Annotated in this window: 22 protein-coding genes and 1 tRNA gene; 18 read left to right on the top strand and 5 right to left on the bottom strand. The window is 42.1% G+C overall.

Going from position 1 to position 20,973, the window contains the following annotated elements; genetic code table 11:
• Position 1 precedes the first annotated feature (1 nt).
• Positions 2-646: an ATP-binding cassette domain-containing protein gene (locus IPP74_07690; protein ID MBL0319155.1), complete on the bottom strand. Its 645-nt coding sequence runs from the start codon at positions 644-646 to the stop codon at positions 2-4.
• The gene (locus IPP74_07685) at positions 643-1,590 is read right to left on the bottom strand and encodes a zinc ABC transporter substrate-binding protein (GenBank protein ID MBL0319154.1); all 948 of its coding nucleotides are present in this window, start codon (positions 1,588-1,590) and stop codon (positions 643-645) included. Before IPP74_07685 ends, IPP74_07690 begins: the two co-directional genes overlap by 4 nt.
• An 81-nt stretch (positions 1,591-1,671) precedes the next feature.
• On the opposite strand from IPP74_07685, the gene IPP74_07680 reads away from it, so the two are divergent.
• The gene (locus IPP74_07680; GenBank protein MBL0319153.1) at positions 1,672-2,136 is read left to right on the top strand and encodes a transcriptional repressor; all 465 of its coding nucleotides are present in this window, start codon (positions 1,672-1,674) and stop codon (positions 2,134-2,136) included.
• 117 nt (positions 2,137-2,253) lie between these two features.
• On the opposite strand, the gene IPP74_07675 is transcribed toward IPP74_07680, so the two are convergent.
• The gene (locus IPP74_07675) at positions 2,254-2,505 is read right to left on the bottom strand and encodes a hypothetical protein (protein MBL0319152.1); all 252 of its coding nucleotides are present in this window, start codon (positions 2,503-2,505) and stop codon (positions 2,254-2,256) included.
• 252 nt (positions 2,506-2,757) lie between these two features.
• Here IPP74_07675 and IPP74_07670 point away from each other — a divergent pair, with 252 nt between their 5' ends.
• Entirely contained in the window at positions 2,758-3,900 is a 1,143-nt protein-coding gene (locus IPP74_07670; protein ID MBL0319151.1) for a DUF2336 domain-containing protein, read from the top strand.
• Positions 3,901-3,918: 18 nt separating this feature from the next.
• Here the strand turns inward: IPP74_07670 and IPP74_07665 are convergent, their stop codons facing one another.
• Positions 3,919-4,944 carry a nucleoside deaminase gene (locus tag IPP74_07665; GenBank protein MBL0319150.1) on the bottom strand — a complete coding sequence of 342 codons (1,026 nt, stop codon included), beginning with the start codon at positions 4,942-4,944 and terminating at the stop codon, positions 3,919-3,921.
• Positions 4,945-5,125: 181 nt separating this feature from the next.
• Between IPP74_07665 and IPP74_07660 the strand changes: the two genes are divergently transcribed.
• Both IPP74_07660 and IPP74_07655 read left to right on the top strand, forming a co-directional pair.
• The gene (locus tag IPP74_07660; protein MBL0319149.1) at positions 5,126-5,464 is read left to right on the top strand and encodes a hypothetical protein; all 339 of its coding nucleotides are present in this window, start codon (positions 5,126-5,128) and stop codon (positions 5,462-5,464) included.
• Positions 5,465-5,831: 367 nt separating this feature from the next.
• Positions 5,832-5,906 (top strand) — tRNA-Thr (locus IPP74_07655).
• A gap of 37 nt (positions 5,907-5,943) precedes the next feature.
• Here the strand turns inward: IPP74_07655 and IPP74_07650 are convergent.
• Positions 5,944-6,642 (bottom strand): type II secretion system protein, encoded by a 699-nt coding sequence (locus IPP74_07650; protein ID MBL0319148.1) that lies wholly within the window; start codon positions 6,640-6,642, stop codon positions 5,944-5,946.
• 387 nt (positions 6,643-7,029) lie between these two features.
• Between IPP74_07650 and IPP74_07645 the strand changes: the two genes are divergently transcribed.
• The 14 genes from IPP74_07645 (at position 7,030) to IPP74_07580 (ending at position 20,959) form a co-directional block, all read left to right on the top strand.
• Entirely contained in the window at positions 7,030-7,509 is a 480-nt protein-coding gene (locus tag IPP74_07645; protein MBL0319147.1) for a low molecular weight phosphotyrosine protein phosphatase, read from the top strand.
• Positions 7,510-7,861: 352 nt separating this feature from the next.
• On the top strand, positions 7,862-9,046 hold the full coding sequence (locus tag IPP74_07640) for a type III PLP-dependent enzyme (protein ID MBL0319146.1): 1,185 nt from the start codon (positions 7,862-7,864) through the stop codon (positions 9,044-9,046).
• Between the two features lie 20 nt (positions 9,047-9,066).
• Positions 9,067-10,128: a deoxyhypusine synthase gene (locus IPP74_07635; GenBank protein ID MBL0319145.1), complete on the top strand. Its 1,062-nt coding sequence runs from the start codon at positions 9,067-9,069 to the stop codon at positions 10,126-10,128.
• A gap of 17 nt (positions 10,129-10,145) precedes the next feature.
• The gene (locus IPP74_07630; GenBank protein MBL0319144.1) at positions 10,146-11,033 is read left to right on the top strand and encodes a DMT family transporter; all 888 of its coding nucleotides are present in this window, start codon (positions 10,146-10,148) and stop codon (positions 11,031-11,033) included.
• A gap of 42 nt (positions 11,034-11,075) precedes the next feature.
• Positions 11,076-11,957 (top strand): agmatinase, encoded by an 882-nt coding sequence (gene speB, locus IPP74_07625; GenBank protein ID MBL0319143.1) that lies wholly within the window; start codon positions 11,076-11,078, stop codon positions 11,955-11,957.
• 89 nt (positions 11,958-12,046) lie between these two features.
• Positions 12,047-12,598: a hypothetical protein gene (locus tag IPP74_07620; protein MBL0319142.1), complete on the top strand. Its 552-nt coding sequence runs from the start codon at positions 12,047-12,049 to the stop codon at positions 12,596-12,598.
• A gap of 15 nt (positions 12,599-12,613) precedes the next feature.
• Positions 12,614-13,201 carry a sigma-70 family RNA polymerase sigma factor gene (locus IPP74_07615; protein ID MBL0319141.1) on the top strand — a complete coding sequence of 196 codons (588 nt, stop codon included), beginning with the start codon at positions 12,614-12,616 and terminating at the stop codon, positions 13,199-13,201.
• Complete coding sequence (locus tag IPP74_07610) at positions 13,198-13,728, top strand: hypothetical protein (protein MBL0319140.1); 531 nt, start codon at positions 13,198-13,200, stop codon at positions 13,726-13,728. Before IPP74_07615 ends, IPP74_07610 begins: the two co-directional genes overlap by 4 nt.
• A gap of 161 nt (positions 13,729-13,889) precedes the next feature.
• Positions 13,890-15,341: a circularly permuted type 2 ATP-grasp protein gene (locus IPP74_07605; GenBank protein ID MBL0319139.1), complete on the top strand. Its 1,452-nt coding sequence runs from the start codon at positions 13,890-13,892 to the stop codon at positions 15,339-15,341.
• Positions 15,334-16,314 (top strand): alpha-E domain-containing protein, encoded by a 981-nt coding sequence (locus IPP74_07600; GenBank protein MBL0319138.1) that lies wholly within the window; start codon positions 15,334-15,336, stop codon positions 16,312-16,314. The genes IPP74_07605 and IPP74_07600 overlap by 8 nt, the downstream gene beginning before the upstream one ends.
• The gene (locus IPP74_07595; GenBank protein ID MBL0319137.1) at positions 16,311-17,060 is read left to right on the top strand and encodes a peptidase; all 750 of its coding nucleotides are present in this window, start codon (positions 16,311-16,313) and stop codon (positions 17,058-17,060) included. Before IPP74_07600 ends, IPP74_07595 begins: the two co-directional genes overlap by 4 nt.
• The gene (locus IPP74_07590) at positions 17,057-17,929 is read left to right on the top strand and encodes a transglutaminase family protein (protein MBL0319136.1); all 873 of its coding nucleotides are present in this window, start codon (positions 17,057-17,059) and stop codon (positions 17,927-17,929) included. The genes IPP74_07595 and IPP74_07590 overlap by 4 nt, the downstream gene beginning before the upstream one ends.
• A 69-nt stretch (positions 17,930-17,998) precedes the next feature.
• Positions 17,999-18,487 (top strand): DNA starvation/stationary phase protection protein, encoded by a 489-nt coding sequence (locus tag IPP74_07585; GenBank protein ID MBL0319135.1) that lies wholly within the window; start codon positions 17,999-18,001, stop codon positions 18,485-18,487.
• 63 nt (positions 18,488-18,550) lie between these two features.
• Positions 18,551-20,959, top strand: coding sequence for a xylulose 5-phosphate 3-epimerase (locus IPP74_07580; GenBank protein MBL0319134.1), 2,409 nt, complete (start codon positions 18,551-18,553; stop codon positions 20,957-20,959).
• The last annotated feature ends 14 nt before the right edge of the window (positions 20,960-20,973 follow it).

Genomic DNA, 20,973 nt, shown 5'->3' with positions numbered 1-20,973 from the left:
ACTATGCCTCACTTTTTGATAAATCAAGAATAGTGGTAAAATGATTCTTGATACGTTGATCATGCGTCACCACCACCAGTGATGCGTGGTATTCTTTTGCATGCTGTAGTAACAGGCCAATCGTGATATGGGCATTTTCATCGTCTAATGAAGATGTGGGTTCGTCTGCTAAAATCCATTGAGGACTATTAATAAGTGCCCTGGCAATCGCCACACGCTGCGCCTGCCCAACACTCAATTCATGATACGCATGTTTGGCTTCCTGTGACAATCCAAGCGAAGCAAGCAGTGTGTGTATTGGTTCTTTAGCCGGTTCAAAACCAGCAAGACTTTGTGCCAGTAACATATTTTGTTCTACCGTCAGTGCCTTTATCAGATGAAATACTTGAAAAATAATCCCCATAGAACGGCTGCGAAAATGATCTAACTCTCCAGCAGATAAATGATTAATAACGCTCTCACCATACATTATGCTTCCCTGTTGCGGTGCCAACAAGCCGCACAGCAGATGCAATAAAGTTGTCTTACCACACCCTGATGGCCCCACAATTAATAAATGCTCTCCCTGCGGAAGAGTAAAACTCAAGGGTCCAACGACATTTTTGGAGCCAAATTGATAACTGATATGATCCACTTTCAACATCATGGCCTCTTTTTTTTAGGAGTTGTTAAACAAGTATGGATTTCATTGGCAATATTTTCAATCAGATGAAAATAAAGGTCAGGGCTCACAGGCAATAACACTCCCTGCTCATCTAGTTGGCCGATGATAATTGGCAACCCTTCACTGACTGCATTGATAACACCACGGTTAACCTGTGGCTCAGTGAAGACACAACTAACGCCCAGCTTTCTAATTTTGTGACGAATCGCATTTAGCGTTTGGGCTGATGGTGGTTGTTCAGGTTCAAGGGCAATACTGCCTACCGCTGAAATGCCATAGGCTTTCTCAAAATAATGAAAGGCATCATGAAACACAATATAAGGCATGTGGTGCAAAGGTTTTAATTCAGCACTGACTCGCTGATCCAGTAGACGAAGCCGCGCTATCGTTTTCTGCGCATTGGCATGGTACTGTTGTTGATTAGCTGGATAACGATGTGACATAGCCCGCTCGATTGTGCTCACCATCTTCATCGCATTGGCTGGGTCAAGCCAAACATGGTAATCAAATCTAGCACTGTCATGGTCATGGTCATGAATATGTTCATGATGGATATCCCAATCACCGTCTCTCCTGAAAGGGAGCAACGCAAGATGCGAGCTTTCTACCATGTTAATGAGATTCGTCTTTTTGGTTACCAAGCCAAGCGGCTTTTGAAGAAATGTCTCAAAATGAGGGCTGACAAAGAAAAACATATCAGCATGTTGTATAAGTGTGACTTCGGATGGCTTTAAAGAATAATCATGGGGTGAGGCATTTTTATCGATAAGCAGCGTTGGGGTTCCCGTTTCTCCCATGACGCTGGCAACCAACGAATAAAGCGGTTTGATAGATACAACAACCTTACCGTCACCGTGCGGTATCGCCGCCTCGGCAGACAATGAAAAAACAAAGAAAAGAGATATCAACAATGTTAAAAAATACATATTATACCAAGACAGTTGCCAGAATTGACGTTATGTTATATAATAACAAAAACTTGTCAAGCCACTCCTTTATCCATTGCCATGCCTTATCATTCGCACCATAACCATAAACAATGTATCAGTCAGGCCCTTCACCAGGCCGACAGACTCTGCCATCAGCATGGCCAAAAACTTACGCCCATCAGAAAGAAAATTCTTGAACTGGTTTGGCAAAGCCATAAACCAATCAAAGCCTATGACCTACTCGCCATGCTTGATAAAGACGATGGTGCCAGCGCCCCTCCTACTGTTTATCGTGCCTTGGATTTTCTTCTTGATCAGCGTTTAGTACATAAAATTGAAAGCCTCAATTCCTTCGTTGGATGCCCGCATCCAGGCGATGAGCATCAATGCCAGTTTTTTGTGTGCAACACCTGCCACAATGTTACCGAAATGTGTCATGATGAACTTTCCCAAGTCATTACCGCCTCCTGTCAAAAAAATGGTTACCGCGTTGAATCCATGATTCTTGAGATTCATGGACAATGTCCGGAATGTTTAGGGTAATACATCGGGTCTATAAATATAAAAAGAAGGGAAAATCAGCAAAAGCTGATTCCCTTCTTTATAGGTTTCCATAAAGGAAATCACCACCTTACTAAAGAGCAGGTGGTGATGACACTATTAACCTGGAATTTTCAGATCTGGCCGGTAAAAACTTTGTACCGAAAAGAAATCTGAAATTTGATCCAGGCCCCGCGAAAGCGTATTCATGCGGTAACACAGGTCGCGAAGCATAGCATTGGTAGATGCTTGATTGCGAATAACCCGGTGCTCATAATCATACGACATGGTATCCACATCAAATGATAATTTCCGAGCCTCCATGATTAACTGCAAAATAGCTTCAACTTGAGTTGCAGGAATTAAGTACATACGATATCTCCATAGATTAAGTTGATGATACCATCTGCACAGCGCTAACGAGGAAATCCTCTATCCACCCTATGGCAGACTAGCAGCCATACAGCGGTGACAGAGGATTCTGTCACCGCCTGTTGTATCACACCACACCGCTATTTACAATATCATTTGCATTATTTGATCAAAATAAAACACACCCTTATAAATTAGCAAATTATTAACCTTATCCTGACATTCTATATTGAATTAACCATAGGGCATATTATGCAGACTTTATCGCTCTCCGATGTTGGAAAATTGATACAAGACCCAGATCAACAGACCAAATCACAGATGGTTGAGAAATTAACCAAAGACTTAAACCGTGATTTATTTTCCTCCCGGGAAAGAACCATTGTTTTTGATATTGTCCGTCTTCTCATACGCGATACTGCGGTGCTTGTGAGAAGAACGATTGCTGAGAATCTCAAGCATAATCAACTCATCCCACATGATATTGTACTGACATTAGCAAACGATGACGATATTGATGTTTCCCGTCACATACTAAAATGCTCACAAGTATTGACAGAAGATGATCTCTTGCAAATAATTGGCAGCACATCATCCGTAGCAAAATTACTCGTGATATCAAAACGGCAACATTTGCCAGCCACCTTGGCAACCGCGCTTATCAAACGCGAAATCAAAGAAGTCTCAGAGGCAGTCATTGCCAACAAGACCGCACATATCACCGAAGAAGCTTATGACTGCTTGATTAACCGATATGAACATCATCCTGATCTTCTCAGTAAAATGGTTGAACGCAATGACTTGCCTATTTCTATCATCGAAAAATTAATCCATCTCGTTGAAGAAGACGTCGCTAAAACAATGGCAGAAAAATATCAATTGGATCTTGAAACAATCAACAATCATCAGCAAAATCTCGTAGAAACCATTACGCAAACCAGCAAAAAATCACTTAAAGATGAAATTGAAAAATATAATTTAATGATTCAAATTGCCTCAACCAAAACCACCCTTGAAGAAATGAATACCTATGTTTCGCTTATTAAGAAGCAACGTCAATTGAGTCATAGCCTAGCAATTCATGCCCTTTGCACTGGAAACCTGCTCTTATTCACCGTAACCTTGGCTCATCTTGCTGATATATCTGCGGAACACGCAAATACTATCATTAAAACTAAAATCCAAGACCCAACGTTTGAAGCACTTTACAGAAGAGCCACCATGCCTTCACCGTTACTTCTTCCTATTAAGGAAGTCATTACGTATCTCCAGGAGCTTATCGCCAACCATATTCCGACTATTTCACTTAAAGATGAGCTTTATCAGCATTTTAAAGAGTTTTCTTCTGAGACAGGGTTTGAACAACTTCTTCCCCTTATGAATCCTAAACTCTAGGATTGCATGGGCGCACATCTAATAGGCTTCATGTTCTCCTACTTTGACACCCTGCGCCCACTGCGCGAAGAGTTGTTTTCCAGCATTGAGTAACTTAATATCCTCAGTCCTATAAATCGATGTATCGTTTTCTGGAATCTTCAATAGAGCCGTAATTTTTTCGACTTCTTCTTCCACATATATAACACGATGTTCGCCTCTAGCTTCCTTATCGTAGATAGGTTCATCCTGGTGCATGCAATCTGGGTCACGCAATATGCGTGCCCAGTCACATGCCATCAACGCCGATAGGTGTAATTTTTTTCTGGAAATAAGGCTATATTCAGAACCCAGCCATACATTCTTAGTCAGGTTACAGGCTGTTTGGATAACCACCATGGAGCTCGTTGTTAACAAATCCATACTTGGTTCTACTTCACATCGTGCACATTCCGTTTTGCTCTTCAATAAGACTGCCTGTGATGTCCCCAGTATCTTCTCGTAATAATGCTGTTTATCATCCGATAACGTGTGTAACGGAATCATTAATCTATCAAGGCTATGCTGTAAAATAGAATACTGCGCTTCGTCTGAAAACCCAATCAATGCCGCCTGATGCCGATCATTCACATAAAAAATGTCCGACACCCCGGCACTTTTTGCCATTCCCAAACACATCGGGCAACATTCACTTGAAGAATAAAGGACTAATTTTCCATCGTGAAGATGCCGGTGCTCGCGAGCGGTTTGCCTCAATGCTTCTATTTCTGCATGTGCAGTTGGATCATCCTTGGTCGTCACATGATTGGTTCCCATACCAATAATCTCCGGTACTTGTGTACCCATCTCATCAGGGTACCAAACTAATACTGCGCCAAAAGGCCCGCCTTGGTGCATGGCAATATTGTCTTTCGCTAAATGCAGCGATAAATCTAAAAAACTTTCTGCCGAAGGCATTGTCCCTAGGCTATACCATTCTTTCAGCTGGTGGTTATATGAAGAATCAGATACTCCATTGGGTCTGCTTGGTAGCAATAAGAATCGTAATGCGTTATTGAGATACATGGGTCATTCTATTCGTGTAGGTGGGTTCGTCCTAGCAAGACAGCAGTGATTTAGTCTACCTTTAGAATCTATTTTTTGACATACATTTTACCAAAAATTTGATACACCTAATATGGGGGATATAGGGAGACTTCTTAAGACACCCTATATTTCATAAATGTCACCATTAAATGAGGCTATCATGAACACTTTAAAAACCATTTTATTTTCACTGGCAATCAGTTCAATGCCAGCAGCTGTTTTTGCGCAATCGCTTGAGCAAGGCAATACGGTTCGGATTAACCAAGAACAAGGAACTGAAGCACAACAACAAGAACCACAACACGAAAAACACCATAAAGCATCGCATAAAGCAAAAAAGCATCATGCCCATAAAGCAGCTCATCATAAAAAAGCTCATCATAAAAAAGCCAAACATCCTAAAAGCAAACACCCCCAGGCAAAACATCATGCAAAGCATGAACAGCACAATCCCCAGGAACAACCACAATTTGATACATTAACTCCTAATAGCCAATAATTTAGGCTCCCCCTCTTGGAATATTGAGTCCAGGAGGGGGAAAAACACCTAATTTACTTCCGTTAGACTGTTCATTATCCCTAAAGCCGCGATGTTATCAAAAACAGTACTGCCCTTTCAGTTAAAAAGCACAGACGATTTGATTACCAGCCATGCTGGCTTCCTGGTACTGCATGGAAATCATGGAACGGTGTTGAGATTGCAGAAACATCGCACGCCATGGATAAAATAAAAACCCCATTCCGCCTTATTATTATCCGGCGCAGTTTAGGATACTGCTTGTAGGCTTTATTGACCATCGCCGATTTAGGGGGATTATCAAAGCACTTGATTATTCATATTTGCACATTTATAATAGGTTCTTCGTGCCGGATTAGCTCAGGGGTAGAGCAACCGCCTTGTAAGCGGTAGGTCGTCAGTTCAATTCCGACATCCGGCACCACTCTACCGCCTAACGAATCACACAATTTAAAGAAATATTAGTCTATCCTGAAAGACAATCCGCACTCCAGTACCTGTTTATCAATGAGATACTTTGTACCATCCTGACAATTCGCAGTTGAAGCCGTAGTCGAATGGACATTGCCAGAGGCTGGGAGTCCGTCATCAATTTTACTGTCAATATTGCGAGCATCATCCGGAGAAATAGTATTCTCAATCGTACTCACACCGGTTGGGCGGCCGAATCTTAAAACGTTATTTTTGGCAAAACTATCGGTTCCATATTCAGCATAATAGCCACTGGTACCTTGTTTAGACTCAGGTACATTGGTTCCAAGTACTGGCACACCAAGCACAGCCGTACCATTATAACTACCAGGAACAATATCAGCAGCAACCAGGTGAATCCATACTTTGAGTGATTCATCTGTGTCATTCACGGCGGACGCTTCTATCTTCCCATCTCCATCACCATTACAGTTGACGGCAGAAATACAGTTAGGCTTAGTTGAGAAGAAATCATAGGCTTCGGCGAAATCGCCTGGAACACCATTATACTGGAGATCAAACGTATTAAAGGCGCTACGGAATTGCTCTACTTCCCGAACAACTGCACGAATTTCAGCATTTTTAATAAGACTCGCCCCGACAGTAACACCTCCTGCAAGCAATGCTATGATTACAAGTACCATTGATAATTCAATAAGGGTGAACCCCTTTTCTGCTGTGCGCACCATAAAAAACCCTTCTTAGGCCGAATTTATTATCTCTAACCCTACTTCAATCATCTCAAATATCCATTAATATTTGATTAATTTGCCAATTAATATATCTTTTATTTGATTAATATTATAAATTAAGAATAAGAACGAATCATAGGAATAAAAAAGACAGATTACAGCAATAACGTCTTGCTCAACATAGATGCTTCCTTTGACCTTGCCTAGTGATTCCACTACCTTGGATGGTCACTCATACCCATTTTCCTAAGTAAGGCAATCCTTCCATTCCTTTCCTTGGTAAATGAATGACTTCAATCCATCGGATTCCTTTTTCTATTTTTGGTGTATATAATAGGAAAAGAAGCATAATATGACGAAAATAAACCTAAGGATCTATCGGTGATGAAAGTGTTGTTTGTATGTACCGGAAATATCTGCCGTTCTCCTACAGCCGAGGGCGTTTTGAGGCATTATATCGAAAAACATGGTTTGCACGATATCATCGAGGTTGACTCGGCAGGTATTCATAATTTCCATATCGGCGAAGCTCCCGATAGCCGAAGCCAACGTATAGCTAAAAAACGCGGGGTTTCACTAGCCGCACTTCGGGCTCGTAAAATTGAGGCCGCTGATTATGAATTTTTTGATCTCATTTTAGCCATGGATCAGTCGCATTTGGATTATTTAAAACAACAGGCCCCGTCCAACAAAACATCACATCTTCACCTTTTTCTCAATTTTGCTGGAAAAGAACATTCGCTTGAAGTGCCCGATCCTTATTACGGGGATGACGGTGATTTTGAGTATGTCTATGATTTAATCGATCGCGGCGTACAGGCTTTAATCAAAAAAGTTTCACTGCCAGTTGGCCATGAACTTTAAAAAGATCAACCTGTTTTGCTTTGCTGTAGAGCACGCCATCATGAGTACTCTTGAGTACTCATGATGTGATACAGATAATAAGGGGGTGCCATAAACGTCATATCTCCATTCATACAGCCGTTTAACTTTTGCTCGCTATTTCCTATCCAGGTGGCGTTCAACGCTTTATTCGAAAGGTATCTTTAAGTTTTTTTAAAAAACCTTCACAAAAAAAATCCCCCTAAATTCAGACACCCTTAATTATTTCCTTGAAAAATAAGGGAAAATTTGGTATTTACAAATATGAGATTTTATCTTAAACAATGGAGCCTTGCTCGTATGGTATTGACTGGTTTTTTGTAGGTTATAGAGAATGAAACATTTTGCGTCTGTTTTTGATGTTGTCAAACATCAGCAACCACGTGATCCTGTCTTCCTTTATAGACGGGATAGTATTCACAAGTCAGTTGCTTGGTTTCAGCAGCATTTTAACGGGCACATACTGTACGCCGTTAAGACCAACCCAGAGAAATTCGTCTTAAAAGACATCTATGCCGCAGGAATCCGTCATTTTGATGTGGCATCTCTTGGTGAAATCGAACTGATTTCATCCCTTTTCTCCGATGCCCACCTTCATTTTATGCACACGGTTAAAAACCGCGATGCTATACGTGAAGCCTATTTTAATTATGGTATTCGTGATTTCTCCTTAGATAGCGTCGACGAACTTGAAAAAATCGTCTTTGCCACCCATCACGCCAAAGACCTTAACCTGATTGTCCGTATCGCCATACCCAACACCCACGCTGAACTGGATCTTTCCGGAAAGTTCGGTATTTTACCCCACCTGGCCCCGCGATTATTAACCTTAGCTAGAAAATATGCCCAAAAATTAGGGATATGTTTTCACGTTGGCTCCCAATGTATGCATCCTAATGCATTCAGCATGGCATTAAAACAAGTACGTCAGGTTATTCAACAAGCCAATGTTCCCGTTGAAGTCATTGATGTTGGCGGAGGATTTCCTTCTATTTATCCGGGTATGATCCCTCCCCCACTTTCTGACTATTGTGAAACTATCAGCGAAGAAATCGAAACACTTGGCCTTGCCAATGGCACAGAAATCTGGTGTGAACCTGGACGTGCCATCGTTGCCGAGAGCGGCTCCGTAATCGCCCGCGTTGAGCTCCGTAAGGGAGAGTATCTCTACATCAATGACGGCACTTATGGTAGTCTTTTTGATGCTGGATATCCTGGATTTATTTATCCCGTGCGTTTGTTACGTGGTGATAAAGGTGCGAATCTGTTGCCTTATAGTTTCTACGGCCCTACATGTGACAGTCTTGATTTCATGAAAGGACCTTTTTATCTGCCAGCAGATGTTGCTGAAGGAGATTACATTGAGATAGGTCAGCTTGGATCCTATAGCCGAACCTTACGCACCAAATTCAACGGCTTCTATTGTGATGACGTTGTTACCGTGGGTGATGAGCCCATTTTATCAATCTTCTCACTTCAGGAAGAAGAAAGAGAAGAAAAAGAAGCCCTTAATTCCTAAACATTTTGTCGAAATGGAGTATTGTCATGAATAAAGCCGTTGCCCCTGTTCCAAACACCAAAGCTGAATTATTAAGCACCCCGATACAACATATTGATATTACCAGCTTTGATGCACGGCCTATCATTGATCAAATGAACAACATGTCATTCACTTCGCGCGATATGGCTAGGGCTGCTGGTATTTTTAATAACATGCTGGCCGATAAAAACTGCTCTGTGATTCTCACCATCGCCGGTTCAACATCCGCTGGTGGCTGCATGAAACTCTATGCTGACCTCATTCGTTTTAACATGGTCGATGCCATCGTTTCAACCGGTGCAAGCATCGTTGACATGGATTTCTTTGAAGCACTTGGATTTAAACATTATCAAGGAAGCCAATTTATCGATGATAAATATCTGCGTGATCATTATATCGATCGTATTTATGATACCTATATCGATGAAGAAGATTTACAGAGCTGTGATAAAACCATCTTTGAAATTGCCAATTCTTTAGAGCCTCGCCCTTATTCTTCACGCGAATTCATCAAAGAGATGGGACGTTTCCTAGCCAATGGCGGAGCTAAGAAAAAAGATTCCTTAGTCCAATTAGCCTTTGAACATAATGTTCCTATTTTCTGCCCGGCATTTACAGACTCATCAGCAGGTTTTGGTTTAGTATTGCATCAAGTGAAGAATCCTGAAAATCATTTAAGCATTGATTCTATTAAAGATTTCAAAGAATTGACCGACATCAAAATCAAAGCTGGAACCACAGGTCTGCTAATGATTGGCGGCGGCGTGCCCAAGAACTTCGTGCAAGATACCGTGGTGTGTGCAGAGATTTTAGGGATCGAAGCTGAAATGCATAAATACGCTATCCAGATTACTGTTGCAGACGTACGGGACGGTGCTTGCTCAAGCTCTACTCTGAAAGAAGCATGCTCCTGGGGTAAAGTCGACACCGCTCAAGAACAAATGGTTTTTGCAGAAGCATCAAGCGTTCTCCCATTAATTGCCAGCGATGCTTATCATCGTGGCCATTGGCAAAAACGTCAGCGTCACAATTATTCTCAGTTATTTACAGATTCTAAATAGGTAAAACCGGGTGTTGTATGAGGCGTCCTGAATATAGAGGATTAGGTTGGTATGTTACACATGCCTTCCTTTTTTCAACAATCGCGGCGGTTTATAAACACCTGATACCTCTTTTCAATGTTTTTCAGATCACGTTTCTCCAGACGCTATTTGCAACCCCAGTCCTTTATGTTCTCTGTGTTAAATCAGGGCAAAAACTAGTTCCTTTACAGCATCAAGGACTTCACTTGAAGCGCAGTTTGTCATGGCTTATTGCTACCGCCATTTATTTTTACGCTTTGCAGTTTATTGATCTTCCTAAAGCTACGGCCATTAAATTCAGCGTTCCTCTATTTACAAGCATTCTTGCCATTTTGTGGTTAGGGGAAAAGGCAACCCCTTCCCGTTTTGTATCCCTGTTTTTTGGATTTTGTGGTATGACGGTCATTTTAGAAACTGGGCTGCCCGGTTTTGAAGTGGCTTCTGTATTGATTCTAATTGCTTCGTTCCTGTGGTCATTTACTGATATTTTTATCAAGCTGTTATCGAAACATGTGGACCCTATTATTAAGACATTCTACTTTGCCTGTTATAGTTCTTTATTTTCACTCCCTATGGCTCTTTATTACTGGAAAATGCCTCTGGGAACAGAATGGTTATGGTTTATGGGATTGGCTGCCCTTTTTGTCTGCAACATTATTTCTGTCTCACATGCCTATAAGGCCGTTGACTTGACCGTACTGATGCCCTTCTCGTTTACCCAGCTCATATTCATCGCATTCTACTCCACTGTATTTTTCAATGAACCCATCACCCTTAATACCGTGCTTGGCTCGTGTATTATTATCTGCAGCACCAGCTTCTGTGCTTATCACGAACGTAAACGGCAGCAGACTATCCGCTTAAAAGAACAAACCATTTTATAAACAAAAGGAATTTATATGACATCCACATTTAAACATGCGCTCATGGACTCAGAAGAGGGTTTTTTAGGTATAGCCGCCGAAGATAGCTGCACCTTTGAAGAAGCCAAAGCCGTTATTATACCTTTTGGTCTGGAAGCATCTGTCAGCTATGGTGGTGGTACAAAAGATGGCCCGGCCGCTATGATTAAAGCTTCTAAACAAGTCGAATTATTTGATGATGAAGCATGGTGTGAACCTTACCGCAATATCGGTATTCACACATTGGTTGAACCAGACATTGATCGTGATATCCCCACGGCCCTCAACCAGCTTGAACACATGGTGGAAGATGTCCTCGTTGCTGGAAAATTTCCGATGACCTTTGGTGGCGAGCATTCCATAACGGCTGGTACCATCAGACCTTTTGCCAGACGTTATCCCGATTTAACCCTTTTGCATTTTGATGCTCATGCTGATTTGCGAGATGGTTATGCAGGCGAACATTATTCCCACGCTGCGGCACTGCGTCGTGTCCTGGATTTTGACCACATCAGCCTCGTTTCCTGTGGTATCCGCAACATTTCTGCAAGTGAGATTCCTTTCCTTGAAGCCAATCGTCACCGAATTCATATTTATTGGGGACGCGATCGCAAACAATGGAATATCGATGAAATTGTCAGCCATCTTAAAGGTAAACCCGTTTACCTTACATTTGATATCGATGGATTCGATGCTAGCCTTATGCCAGCCACCGGAACACCGGAACCAGGAGGCGTTTTTTGGGAAGATGCTATGGATATTATCCGGGCAGCCTCTAAAGTTTGCACTATTGTCGGCGCTGACGTCAATGAACTGGCTCCTCGCGAAGAATTGCATTCCTGTGATTTCTTAGCTGCAAAACTGGCTTATAAAATCCTCATGTATGCGTTTCTTGGGAAGAAATAAATTATTTCTGAACTAACGCAGGGTTTACTTCGCTAATACGTATAATCCATAGATTGACTGTTAATATTGATTCCCCAAAGGAGGGTTCTATGAAAATGTTACCCCTTGCCATGGTGCTGGTGGCCGCTCTGGCTTCGCCTGTCTATGCAGAAAGCATCTCAATCCACAAAGAAGCACATCGTCCTCATTATGACGATCTAACACCTCAACAACAAGCAATCATCAAAAAACGACATGAAGAATTCGATAAACTCTCACCAAGCGAGCGTAAAGAAAAATTTAAATTGCGCCGGAAGGAAATGCACCAAGAATTTGATAGATGGAAAGGGTTATCAGCCGACGAAAAGCAAAAGGAACTCGATCAACTGCAACATAAAGATCCGGAGCTTTATTCACGCTTAAAACATCGCGAACGCATGCATGACGAACTGATGAAACTACCTCCCGAACAACGTGAGAAAAAAATTGAGGAGTGGAAAAAAGAGCATCAACAGCAACGAGAAGAGCGTAAAAAACACTTTGATGAACGATGGGAAAAATCTTCGGATGAACAACGTCAGCATTTTTGCCAGACCGTCCATGATAAATGTAATCGAGGTATTGACCGCGCCTGCATTGTTGTAAAAGAAAAATGTAAGTAAGGGATGACAGCCTTTATGGCATATCAAACCAAATCGGCCTTGCCTGCTCCTCTTTCGGACACAGAACTTATTGCACTAACGGCCAATGGTGACCGTGATGCATTTGCAGAGTTAATGAGGCGACATATGCATACGATGAACAGAATGGTTTACAGTATGTGTTTCGATAAAGACCTGACAGAAGATTTACTTCAGGAAACATGGTTGCGGGTGTGGAAAAATGCAGCCCGTTTTGATCCTCAACGTGGGGTTAAGATAACAACCTGGATGTACCAAATTGCTAAAAACCTTCTCTTGGACTGGAAGCGTAAAGCCCATCATACAAGCAGTGAAGAACTTCCTGACGTTGCGGACATCACTCCCTCACAAGAAGAAATGATTGATGATACACGCCAGCAAAAACGCCTCCACACTGCGATTGCCTCGCTACCAGAGCGACAAAAAAATGCGGTTATGCTTTGTTTTTACCAAGGGATCACACAGCAGGAAGCTGCCAGTCAGCTCAATACCTCGGTGAAGGCTCTCGAATCGTTATTAATCAGGGCTAAGAAAACGTTGCGTGGGCAATTATCAGACAGATATCAAGAGGAGGACACTCTATGAAACTTAATGATTTTGAACGCTATCTTGATATTTATGGCAGTCATCTGTTTAACTGGCCTGCATCGTTGAGTAGCAAAGCAAATGCACTCCTGATCCATTCCGCTGAAGCACAAACGTTATTGCTTAAACAACAAATGCTCGAAGATCAGCTAAGTCAGCTTAAAATACCGGAGTTTTCGCCCGACCTGATCGACCGCATCCTTCAACAAACCTACCACACACCGCAAATCAAGAATCTTACCTGGAAAGACCGTCTCCATCACTGGTTTTCTGCTTCACAGGCCCGCCATTACTCCGCTCCATTAGGGGTAACCCTGGCACTTATATTACTGGCAGTACCTTTCCTGCCCTCAACGTTCCTTCTCCATCCTAATTGGGATAAGAAGATTGATGAAGTAGCTGATATCGAACAAAAAGCAGATGCTGAAAAATATGCACTCGATGTCCTTCACAGCCAATCAATTGAAGATATGCTTGATGATCTTATAGATACAGACGATGCTGATGAGATTTATAATACGCTTTAATGGGTTATTGAATGTTTAACTACCGATATTAGAAACACAAATAGCGTATAGCAAAACAACTGCCTCAAATTAATTTGATCCAAACACCTCAGAGTTAACGACTCAGTAACCTTTTTCTTAGATCGTAATGAATATTCATACGAATCTAAAATGGGTTATCCATGACTTTTGGCTATTACCAAACCGAATATTTTTTTGATGAGCTTTTTGAAAGAACGGGCGAACCACGCCCTCATACAGCAAGCTTTATTGAATCGCTGGAAGGCATCTCCTATCCTGATTTACAGGCGATCCAGCGAGCGGCAGAAGCTTCTCTTTATAAATTAGGGATTACCTTTAACGTCTATGGCAACAAAGATGGAAGGGAAAAAATATTCCCGTTTGATATCATACCACGCATTATTGATGCCACTGAATGGAACTATTTGGAATATGGCCTCAAACAACGTATCAAAGCGCTTAATCTGTTTATCGATGATATCTACCACAACCAACATATTATTAAAGATAAGAAAATTCCTCGAGAGATCGTTGAAACCTGTCCAGGATATTATCCTCAATGTGCTAATCATCGACCGGCCAAAGGAATTTGGTCACATATATCCGGTATGGATTTAGTACGCGATAAGGACGGAACGTACTATGTATTAGAGGATAATCTGCGCTGTCCTTCAGGCGTATCTTACGTATTAGAAAACCGTCAGGTCATGAAACAAACCTTTCCCGGCGCATTTAAAGATCTAACTGTACGCCCGGTGGAAGAATATCCTCAATGGCTTTACGACATGTTAGCCTGGGTTTCTCCAGAGCAATCCCATAATCCAACCATCGTCCTCTTGACTCCTGGCATGTATAATTCCGCTTATTTTGAACATGCTTATCTGGCACAGAAAATGGGAATCCCCCTCGTTGAAGGGCGTGATCTAATGGTCACAGAAGATAAAGTGTTTATGAAAACAACATCAGGGCTTAAACGTGTAGATGTCATTTATCGTCGTGTCGATGAAAACTACCTTGATCCATTGGTTTTCAAAAAAGATTCAGTGCTTGGTATTCCTGGTATTATACGCGCTTTCCAAAAAGGCAATGTATCCCTGGTAAATGCACCAGGGACTGGTGTTGCCGATGATAAAGCCATCTATCACTTCGTAGAAACCATGATACGCTATTACCTCAATGAAGAGCCTGTATTAGCCAATGTTCCTACCTATTTATGCACCAATGAAACCGAACGTAAACACGTCATTCAAAATATCGATCAAATGGTCGTAAAACCCACCAATGAATCAGGTGGATATGGCGTGATCATCGGCCCCAGCGCCTCGCCGGAAGAAAAAGCATCGTGCATCACCGCCATCCAAAATAATCCGCGTAACTATATTGCACAACCGGTAATTAGCCTATCGCGTGTACCGGTACTTTCGGAAAAAGGATATCACGGTCGTCACGTTGATTTACGTCCTTATATTTTATATGGCGAAGATATTCGTGTGCTTCCTGGTGGATTAACGCGAGTTGCCTTAAAGGAAGGATCATTAATTGTGAATTCGTCTCAAGGCGGCGGCAGTAAAGATACATGGGTGCTTGCTGACAATGGAGGATACCATGCTTAGTCGCGTTGCTGAATCATTATTCTGGATGGCCCGTTATATAGAACGTGCTGAAAACGTATCACGTTTTATTGCTGTTAATATGCACCTAACCCTCGATTTGGCCAGTGACGCTATTCAGCAATGGGATCCTTTAATTGCCACCACCGGTGATCAGACGATCTTCTATCATAAGTATGGTAAATCGACTCAGGATAACGCCATACAATTTTTGATCTTTGATGAAGATAATGCCAATTCTATTAAATCCTGCCTTATCAAAGCACGAGAAAATGCACGCGGTGTCCGCGATGTATTAACCACTGAAATTTGGGAACAGATTAATCATCTGTATCTTTCCATTACCTCTGAAACGGCTCCACTGGAAGCAGCCCAGAATGTGTTTCAATATTGCAAAAAACTGCGTTTAGAAACTCAACTCGTTAAAGGGCTCGTTGATAACACAATTTCGCGCACCGAAGCCTGGCATTATTTATATTTAGGCAGAATGCTGGAGCGGGCTGAAAAAACTGTACGGATTTTAGATGTTAAGTATTATATCCTCTTACCCAAAGTAGAGCATGTCGGTACGCCAATTGATAATATTCAATGGGCAGCCGTGCTGATGTCGGCCAGTGCTTTAGATATGTATCACCGCCAATATCGTCGTTTCCTTCCATCCAGTGTTGCTCATTTTCTCTTATTTAACCGCGATTTTCCAAGATCTGTCCTCTATTGTTTGACCAAATCCGAATCATCGCTATGTGCTATTTCTAATACCCCCATTGGGACGTATTCTAACGAAGCGGAACGTCAACTAGGACGACTCCGCGCGCAATTAGAATATGCCGATATTAATGACATTATACAAAACGGCCTTCACGAATTTATCCGCGACCTTATTTCTAATCTCAATGAAATTGGGAATACCATCCAGGACCATTTCTTTTCCTCACAATCGCTTCCCACTTCTTCTCTCAAGGAGATTTACGCATGACTTTTTGCCTAGCCATGAAACTTAAAGATGGAATAATCGGCTTTGCCGATTCACGTATTACCACCGGCGTAGAATGTATTATCGCGCGTAAAGTAACCGTGTTTGAACACGAAAACCATTCTATGTTTATGATGACCTCGGGTCTCCGCGCTGCCAGGGATAAAGCCCTGACCTATTTCAGTGAAATCATGGAAGAAATGGATCATACGTTCGACAAACTTTATAAAGCCGTCAACGAATTTGCCCAACAAATCAGACGGGTACAGTTTGAAGATAGAAAAGGCCTTGAAGAAAGCGGTCTTCATTTTAATCTTCACTGTATCATCGGCGGTCAATTAGAACGTGATGAGACACCTAAATTATATCTCCTCTACCCACAAGGAAATTGGGTAGAAGTTTCAGAAGGCACGCCTTACTACATCATTGGCGAATCCAGCTATGGTAAACCACTCTTAGATCGTGCTCTGAATTTTGATACTGATTTAGAAACCGCTCTTAAAATTGGTTATCTTGCCTTCAATGCCACCATGACTTCAGCAACCGATGTTGGATTTCCGCTTGATATCGTCGTTTATCCCGCTAACAGCTATAAAATGATCCAGCAGCAATTTGTCAAGGAAGACTTCAAAAAAGTTGATAAATGGTGGATGGAACGAATCCGTAAATCGGTCAAAGAAGTTCCCAATGATTGGTCTTCTTCTTTGACCGATCAAATTAAATTACTTAGAGAGTCAGTATCCCCATGATGTTTGAAATAAGCCATCATCTCAACTATAAATATAGTGACCCGGTAGAGCTTAATCCATTTTCAATTAATCTCAGGCCACGTCAGGATTGGAACCAGAAGCTCCACCATTTTGAGTATTCTGTTTCACCAACACCTTATGCAACCTACCAAAATATTGATATTGAAAATAATACGTCACTTATTGCTTTTTTCAATCAACCAACGAATTATTTATCGGTTAATATCAAAAGCCGCGTTGAAACCATCTTAGAAAATTCATTTAATTACCTGTTATTACCACAAGCACTTAAGCTGCCGTTTACCTACCCTCCCGAAATGAAAGCATCCCTTCACCGTTACCTCTATAATCGTCACGATAGTCCGGCTTTGACAGAGGTGACCTTTACGTTATTGAGAGAATCCAATTATGAAACACTGCCTTTTCTATGTCTTGTAGCCGATTTTATTTATAAGAACCATCAATCCTATATCCGCGATGAAGGCGGGCCGCTTACTCCTTGCTCTATCCTTCAGACAAAATATGGTACGTGTCGTGATTTTGCACTTCTTTTCATGGAAATTGTTCGTAAAGCCGGTCTTGCCAGCCGATTTGTCAGTGGCTATTCTAAAGAAAACCCTGCACTCAAAGTAGAAAAATATGAAATGCACTCGTGGGCTGAAGTCTATCTGCCAGGAGCAGGATGGCGTGGTTTTGACCCAAGCCTTGGACTTGCCATCACCGATTGGCACATTGTTTTATGTACTGGTGCTGACCCGCATGAAGCTCCCTCTACCTCAGGATCCTATATCGGCACTCCTTCTTCATCGGAATTTAGTTATCATATCGACTTTCATGTAAAACAAGACCACATGTCTTACAGCTTATAGTATTAATAAACAATAAACCAATATTATACTATAATAGTACCTATGACTATAGGACTTTAGGGAGGATGTATGAATACTCGATTGATGATTAGAAAACTACATAATGTCATGGCTGATACCTATGCACTTTATCTCAAAACCCAAAATTATCACTGGAATGTAACCGGACCGCAGTTTGCATCACTCCATTTGTTATTTGAAAAACAATATCAAGAGTTGGCATTGGCTATTGATCTTCTTGCTGAACATCTACGCACGTTTCAAGAACGCGCTCCTGGAACATTTGAGGAATTAAATGCATTAAAATCGATTCAAGATGGTGATAAACATGCTGATGGCGATGAAATGCTGCAACACTTAGCTCACGACCAACACGTCATGCTATCTACACTTGAAAAAGCGTTTGCTGCTGCTAAAGCAGCAGATGATGAGCTGACCATGCATCTTTTGGCTGACCGTATGGCCGTGCATAAGAAGAACGCCTGGATGTTAGAAAGCATTATGGTTGTTCCCACCGTGCAACAGACCATTATACGTCACCGCAAACGCCCAGCTTAAGAAATAAGTTATCATTTAGGTGAATGATGGTTATCATATTCTTATGATAAACAGGAAGCGTTCATGACCCTCGATACTCAATTCCGCGAATTATGGAAAAATGGTTATAAAAAGATTCAACATCGTGACGAAACCGTTGCCCGGATAGATGAGTTCATAAGCTCACATTTTCCTGATCAATCAGCCTATTGTTATCGTCTATTAGCGTCTGCAGACCGTCTTGCTTCCATGGGAATGTGGCTGGTTGTGAACCAAGCTTATGCCAAAAGAGCTTATCTGGATGGTCGGGAACTTAGTCAGGATGATTTTAAACTTGCCCCTCAAGGACATGTGGGGGGATCCCTCAATATGGTGCCTGCTTACGTAGGCTATTTACTGGCTAATGCCCTCACTCAAAGAACACGTTCATGGGTCATGGGACAAGGACATGCCGTTTCGGCCATTGACAGTGTGAACCTACTGGTTGGAAATATGAATGCCGCCCATAGTGACCGCTATACCCTTACGGATGAAGGTATATCGCGCTTTACCTCTGATTTCTATTCGTATCGTCTCAATGAACAGGGAAAACAAGACTCACCTTTAGGAAGTCACGTTAACCCAAACACAGGCGGAGGAATGCTTGAAGGAGGTTATCTAGATTTTGCCTCAGTCCAGTATATGCACATGCCTTTACCTGGTGAGTCACTGGTGGCTTTTTTAAGCGATGGCGCATTTGAAGAACAACGTGGCGCTGATTGGGCAGCCAAATGGTGGAGAACCGAAGATTCCGGACTTATTTGCCCGATAATGATTCTAAATGGACGTCGCATTGATCAACGCACCCACCTGTATCAAGAAGGTGCAGATTGGTTTAAAAAGTTTTTAGAATTGAATCATTTTTCACCCCTAGAAATTGATGGCCGTGATCCTGCTGCATTTGCGTGGGCGATTTTGACCACTGAAAGAACCCTTGAGCAGCGGATCAAGCTGCACAAGCAAGGATGCCTCGACTACCCAATTTCACTTCCTTATACCATTGCCAGTGCACCTAAAGGCGCTGGTTTTGTGAATGAAGGAACCAACCATGCACATAGCCTTCCCATTCCGCAGAATTTGTGTGTAGATGACCAGGCACGGCAACGTTATAACACCCATATCAAAGCACTCCATGTTCCTTTGAATGAATTGAGGGAGGCCGTTGATTTGCTGAACAATCATCTGGCCAATAAACGTTTGCGTGAAAAGGACCATCCATTAGCCCATCGTGATGTCACACTGACCACTTCACCTAAGGTCAGTTATAAAATGGTCATCCATCAGGAAAAATACCCCGAATGGCAAAAACAATCAGCCATGGAAGCAATCGACAACCATTTTCTGGAAATCGTCCGGGCCAATCCCCATTTGCGGCCTAGAGTTGGCAACCCCGATGAAATCCGTTCCAATAAAATGGATAGCACGGTTGATCACATTGGTATGCGCAGTAACCATCCTGAAAGCGGCAATTCCGAAAAAGAACTCGGAAACGTTATCACCGCACTTAACGAAGAAGCCGTTGCCGGAGCTGCCTTAGGCAATAAAGGTGGCATTAATATCATCGTTACCTATGAACCTTTTGCACCTAAAATGCTGGGAGAAATACGTCAGGAAATTATTTTCTCAAAACACCAGCATACCTTGGGCCAACCACCTAAATGGCTTTCGATTCCACTGATTCTTACCACCATCACGTGGGAAAACAGTAAAAATGAATTGTCACATCAGGACCCTACCATGCCTGAAGCATTACTGGGTGAAACATCTGATATTTCGCGCGTTATGTTTGCTGCTGATTATAACTCAGCGGCTGCCATTATGGATAATGTCTATAAAACGCATGGGCAAATCTGGTCTGTGGTTGCACCTAAACGACCTACCCCTCATTTCTTCTCCGCATTAGAAGCACAGCAGCTGCTACTCCACGGTATGTTAAATATCACCTGGGCTGGTTATGATCAGGATCAAGCGAAACTGGCACTCATTGCGATTGGCTCCTATCAATTGGCAGAAATACTGGTTGCATCCCACCGTTTGCGTACACATCATATACCTCATCGCGTAATCTATATTCTAGAACCAGGGCGCTTACGCGCTCCGCGCAATGAAAGCGAACGCACCCATTTAACACCTTCTTCTTTAGTGGCATCGATCCTGCCACAAAGAATTAACAGCATCGTCTGCTTGACCCACACGCGGCCAGAATCCATGTTTGGCACACTCTATCCATTATTTGAACACAGAAAGGTCACCATGCACGGATTTATCAATGAAGGAGGCACGCTAGATACTGACAGCCTGCTCTATGTAAACCGCTGCAGCTATGCCCACTTACTCGAAAGCACCTCATTACTTCTGAACATTCCTTTATCTGAATTGCTCAGTGAAGAGGAAGAAAGTGCTTTAAAGGGCAAACATTCACCCGATGGCGTTATTACGATGTTAAAAAAATAACCTTGCGCTTATGA

It is taken from the genome of Alphaproteobacteria bacterium (assembly GCA_016722515.1).
GTDB lineage: Bacteria > Pseudomonadota > Alphaproteobacteria > Rickettsiales > JADKJE01 > JADKJE01.
Note: the sequence above shows the minus strand (reverse complement) of the source record. Positions and strands in the feature narration are given on the sequence as shown.

Bases quoted from the DNA above. Each gene is read 5' to 3' on its own strand.
- IPP74_07615 (MBL0319141.1), top strand. From the start codon at position 12,614: ATGGCATATCAAACCAAATCGGCCTTGCCTGCTCCTCTTTCGGACACA.
- IPP74_07590 (MBL0319136.1), top strand. From the start codon at position 17,057: ATGATGTTTGAAATAAGCCATCATCTCAACTATAAATATAGTGACCCG.
- IPP74_07630 (MBL0319144.1), top strand. From the start codon at position 10,146: ATGAGGCGTCCTGAATATAGAGGATTAGGTTGGTATGTTACACATGCC.
- IPP74_07620 (MBL0319142.1), top strand. From the start codon at position 12,047: ATGAAAATGTTACCCCTTGCCATGGTGCTGGTGGCCGCTCTGGCTTCG.
- IPP74_07600 (MBL0319138.1), top strand. From the start codon at position 15,334: ATGCTTAGTCGCGTTGCTGAATCATTATTCTGGATGGCCCGTTATATA.
- IPP74_07585 (MBL0319135.1), top strand. From the start codon at position 17,999: ATGAATACTCGATTGATGATTAGAAAACTACATAATGTCATGGCTGAT.
- IPP74_07580 (MBL0319134.1), top strand. From the start codon at position 18,551: ATGACCCTCGATACTCAATTCCGCGAATTATGGAAAAATGGTTATAAA.
- IPP74_07605 (MBL0319139.1), top strand. From the start codon at position 13,890: ATGACTTTTGGCTATTACCAAACCGAATATTTTTTTGATGAGCTTTTT.
- IPP74_07675 (MBL0319152.1), bottom strand. From the start codon at position 2,505: ATGTACTTAATTCCTGCAACTCAAGTTGAAGCTATTTTGCAGTTAATC.
- IPP74_07680 (MBL0319153.1), top strand. From the start codon at position 1,672: ATGCCTTATCATTCGCACCATAACCATAAACAATGTATCAGTCAGGCC.
- IPP74_07595 (MBL0319137.1), top strand. From the start codon at position 16,311: ATGACTTTTTGCCTAGCCATGAAACTTAAAGATGGAATAATCGGCTTT.
- IPP74_07665 (MBL0319150.1), bottom strand. From the start codon at position 4,944: ATGTATCTCAATAACGCATTACGATTCTTATTGCTACCAAGCAGACCC.
- IPP74_07645 (MBL0319147.1), top strand. From the start codon at position 7,030: ATGAAAGTGTTGTTTGTATGTACCGGAAATATCTGCCGTTCTCCTACA.
- IPP74_07610 (MBL0319140.1), top strand. From the start codon at position 13,198: ATGAAACTTAATGATTTTGAACGCTATCTTGATATTTATGGCAGTCAT.
- IPP74_07650 (MBL0319148.1), bottom strand. From the start codon at position 6,642: ATGGTGCGCACAGCAGAAAAGGGGTTCACCCTTATTGAATTATCAATG.
- IPP74_07670 (MBL0319151.1), top strand. From the start codon at position 2,758: ATGCAGACTTTATCGCTCTCCGATGTTGGAAAATTGATACAAGACCCA.
- IPP74_07640 (MBL0319146.1), top strand. From the start codon at position 7,862: ATGAAACATTTTGCGTCTGTTTTTGATGTTGTCAAACATCAGCAACCA.
- IPP74_07690 (MBL0319155.1), bottom strand. From the start codon at position 646: ATGATGTTGAAAGTGGATCATATCAGTTATCAATTTGGCTCCAAAAAT.
- IPP74_07660 (MBL0319149.1), top strand. From the start codon at position 5,126: ATGAACACTTTAAAAACCATTTTATTTTCACTGGCAATCAGTTCAATG.
- speB (MBL0319143.1), top strand. From the start codon at position 11,076: ATGGACTCAGAAGAGGGTTTTTTAGGTATAGCCGCCGAAGATAGCTGC.
- IPP74_07685 (MBL0319154.1), bottom strand. From the start codon at position 1,590: ATGTATTTTTTAACATTGTTGATATCTCTTTTCTTTGTTTTTTCATTG.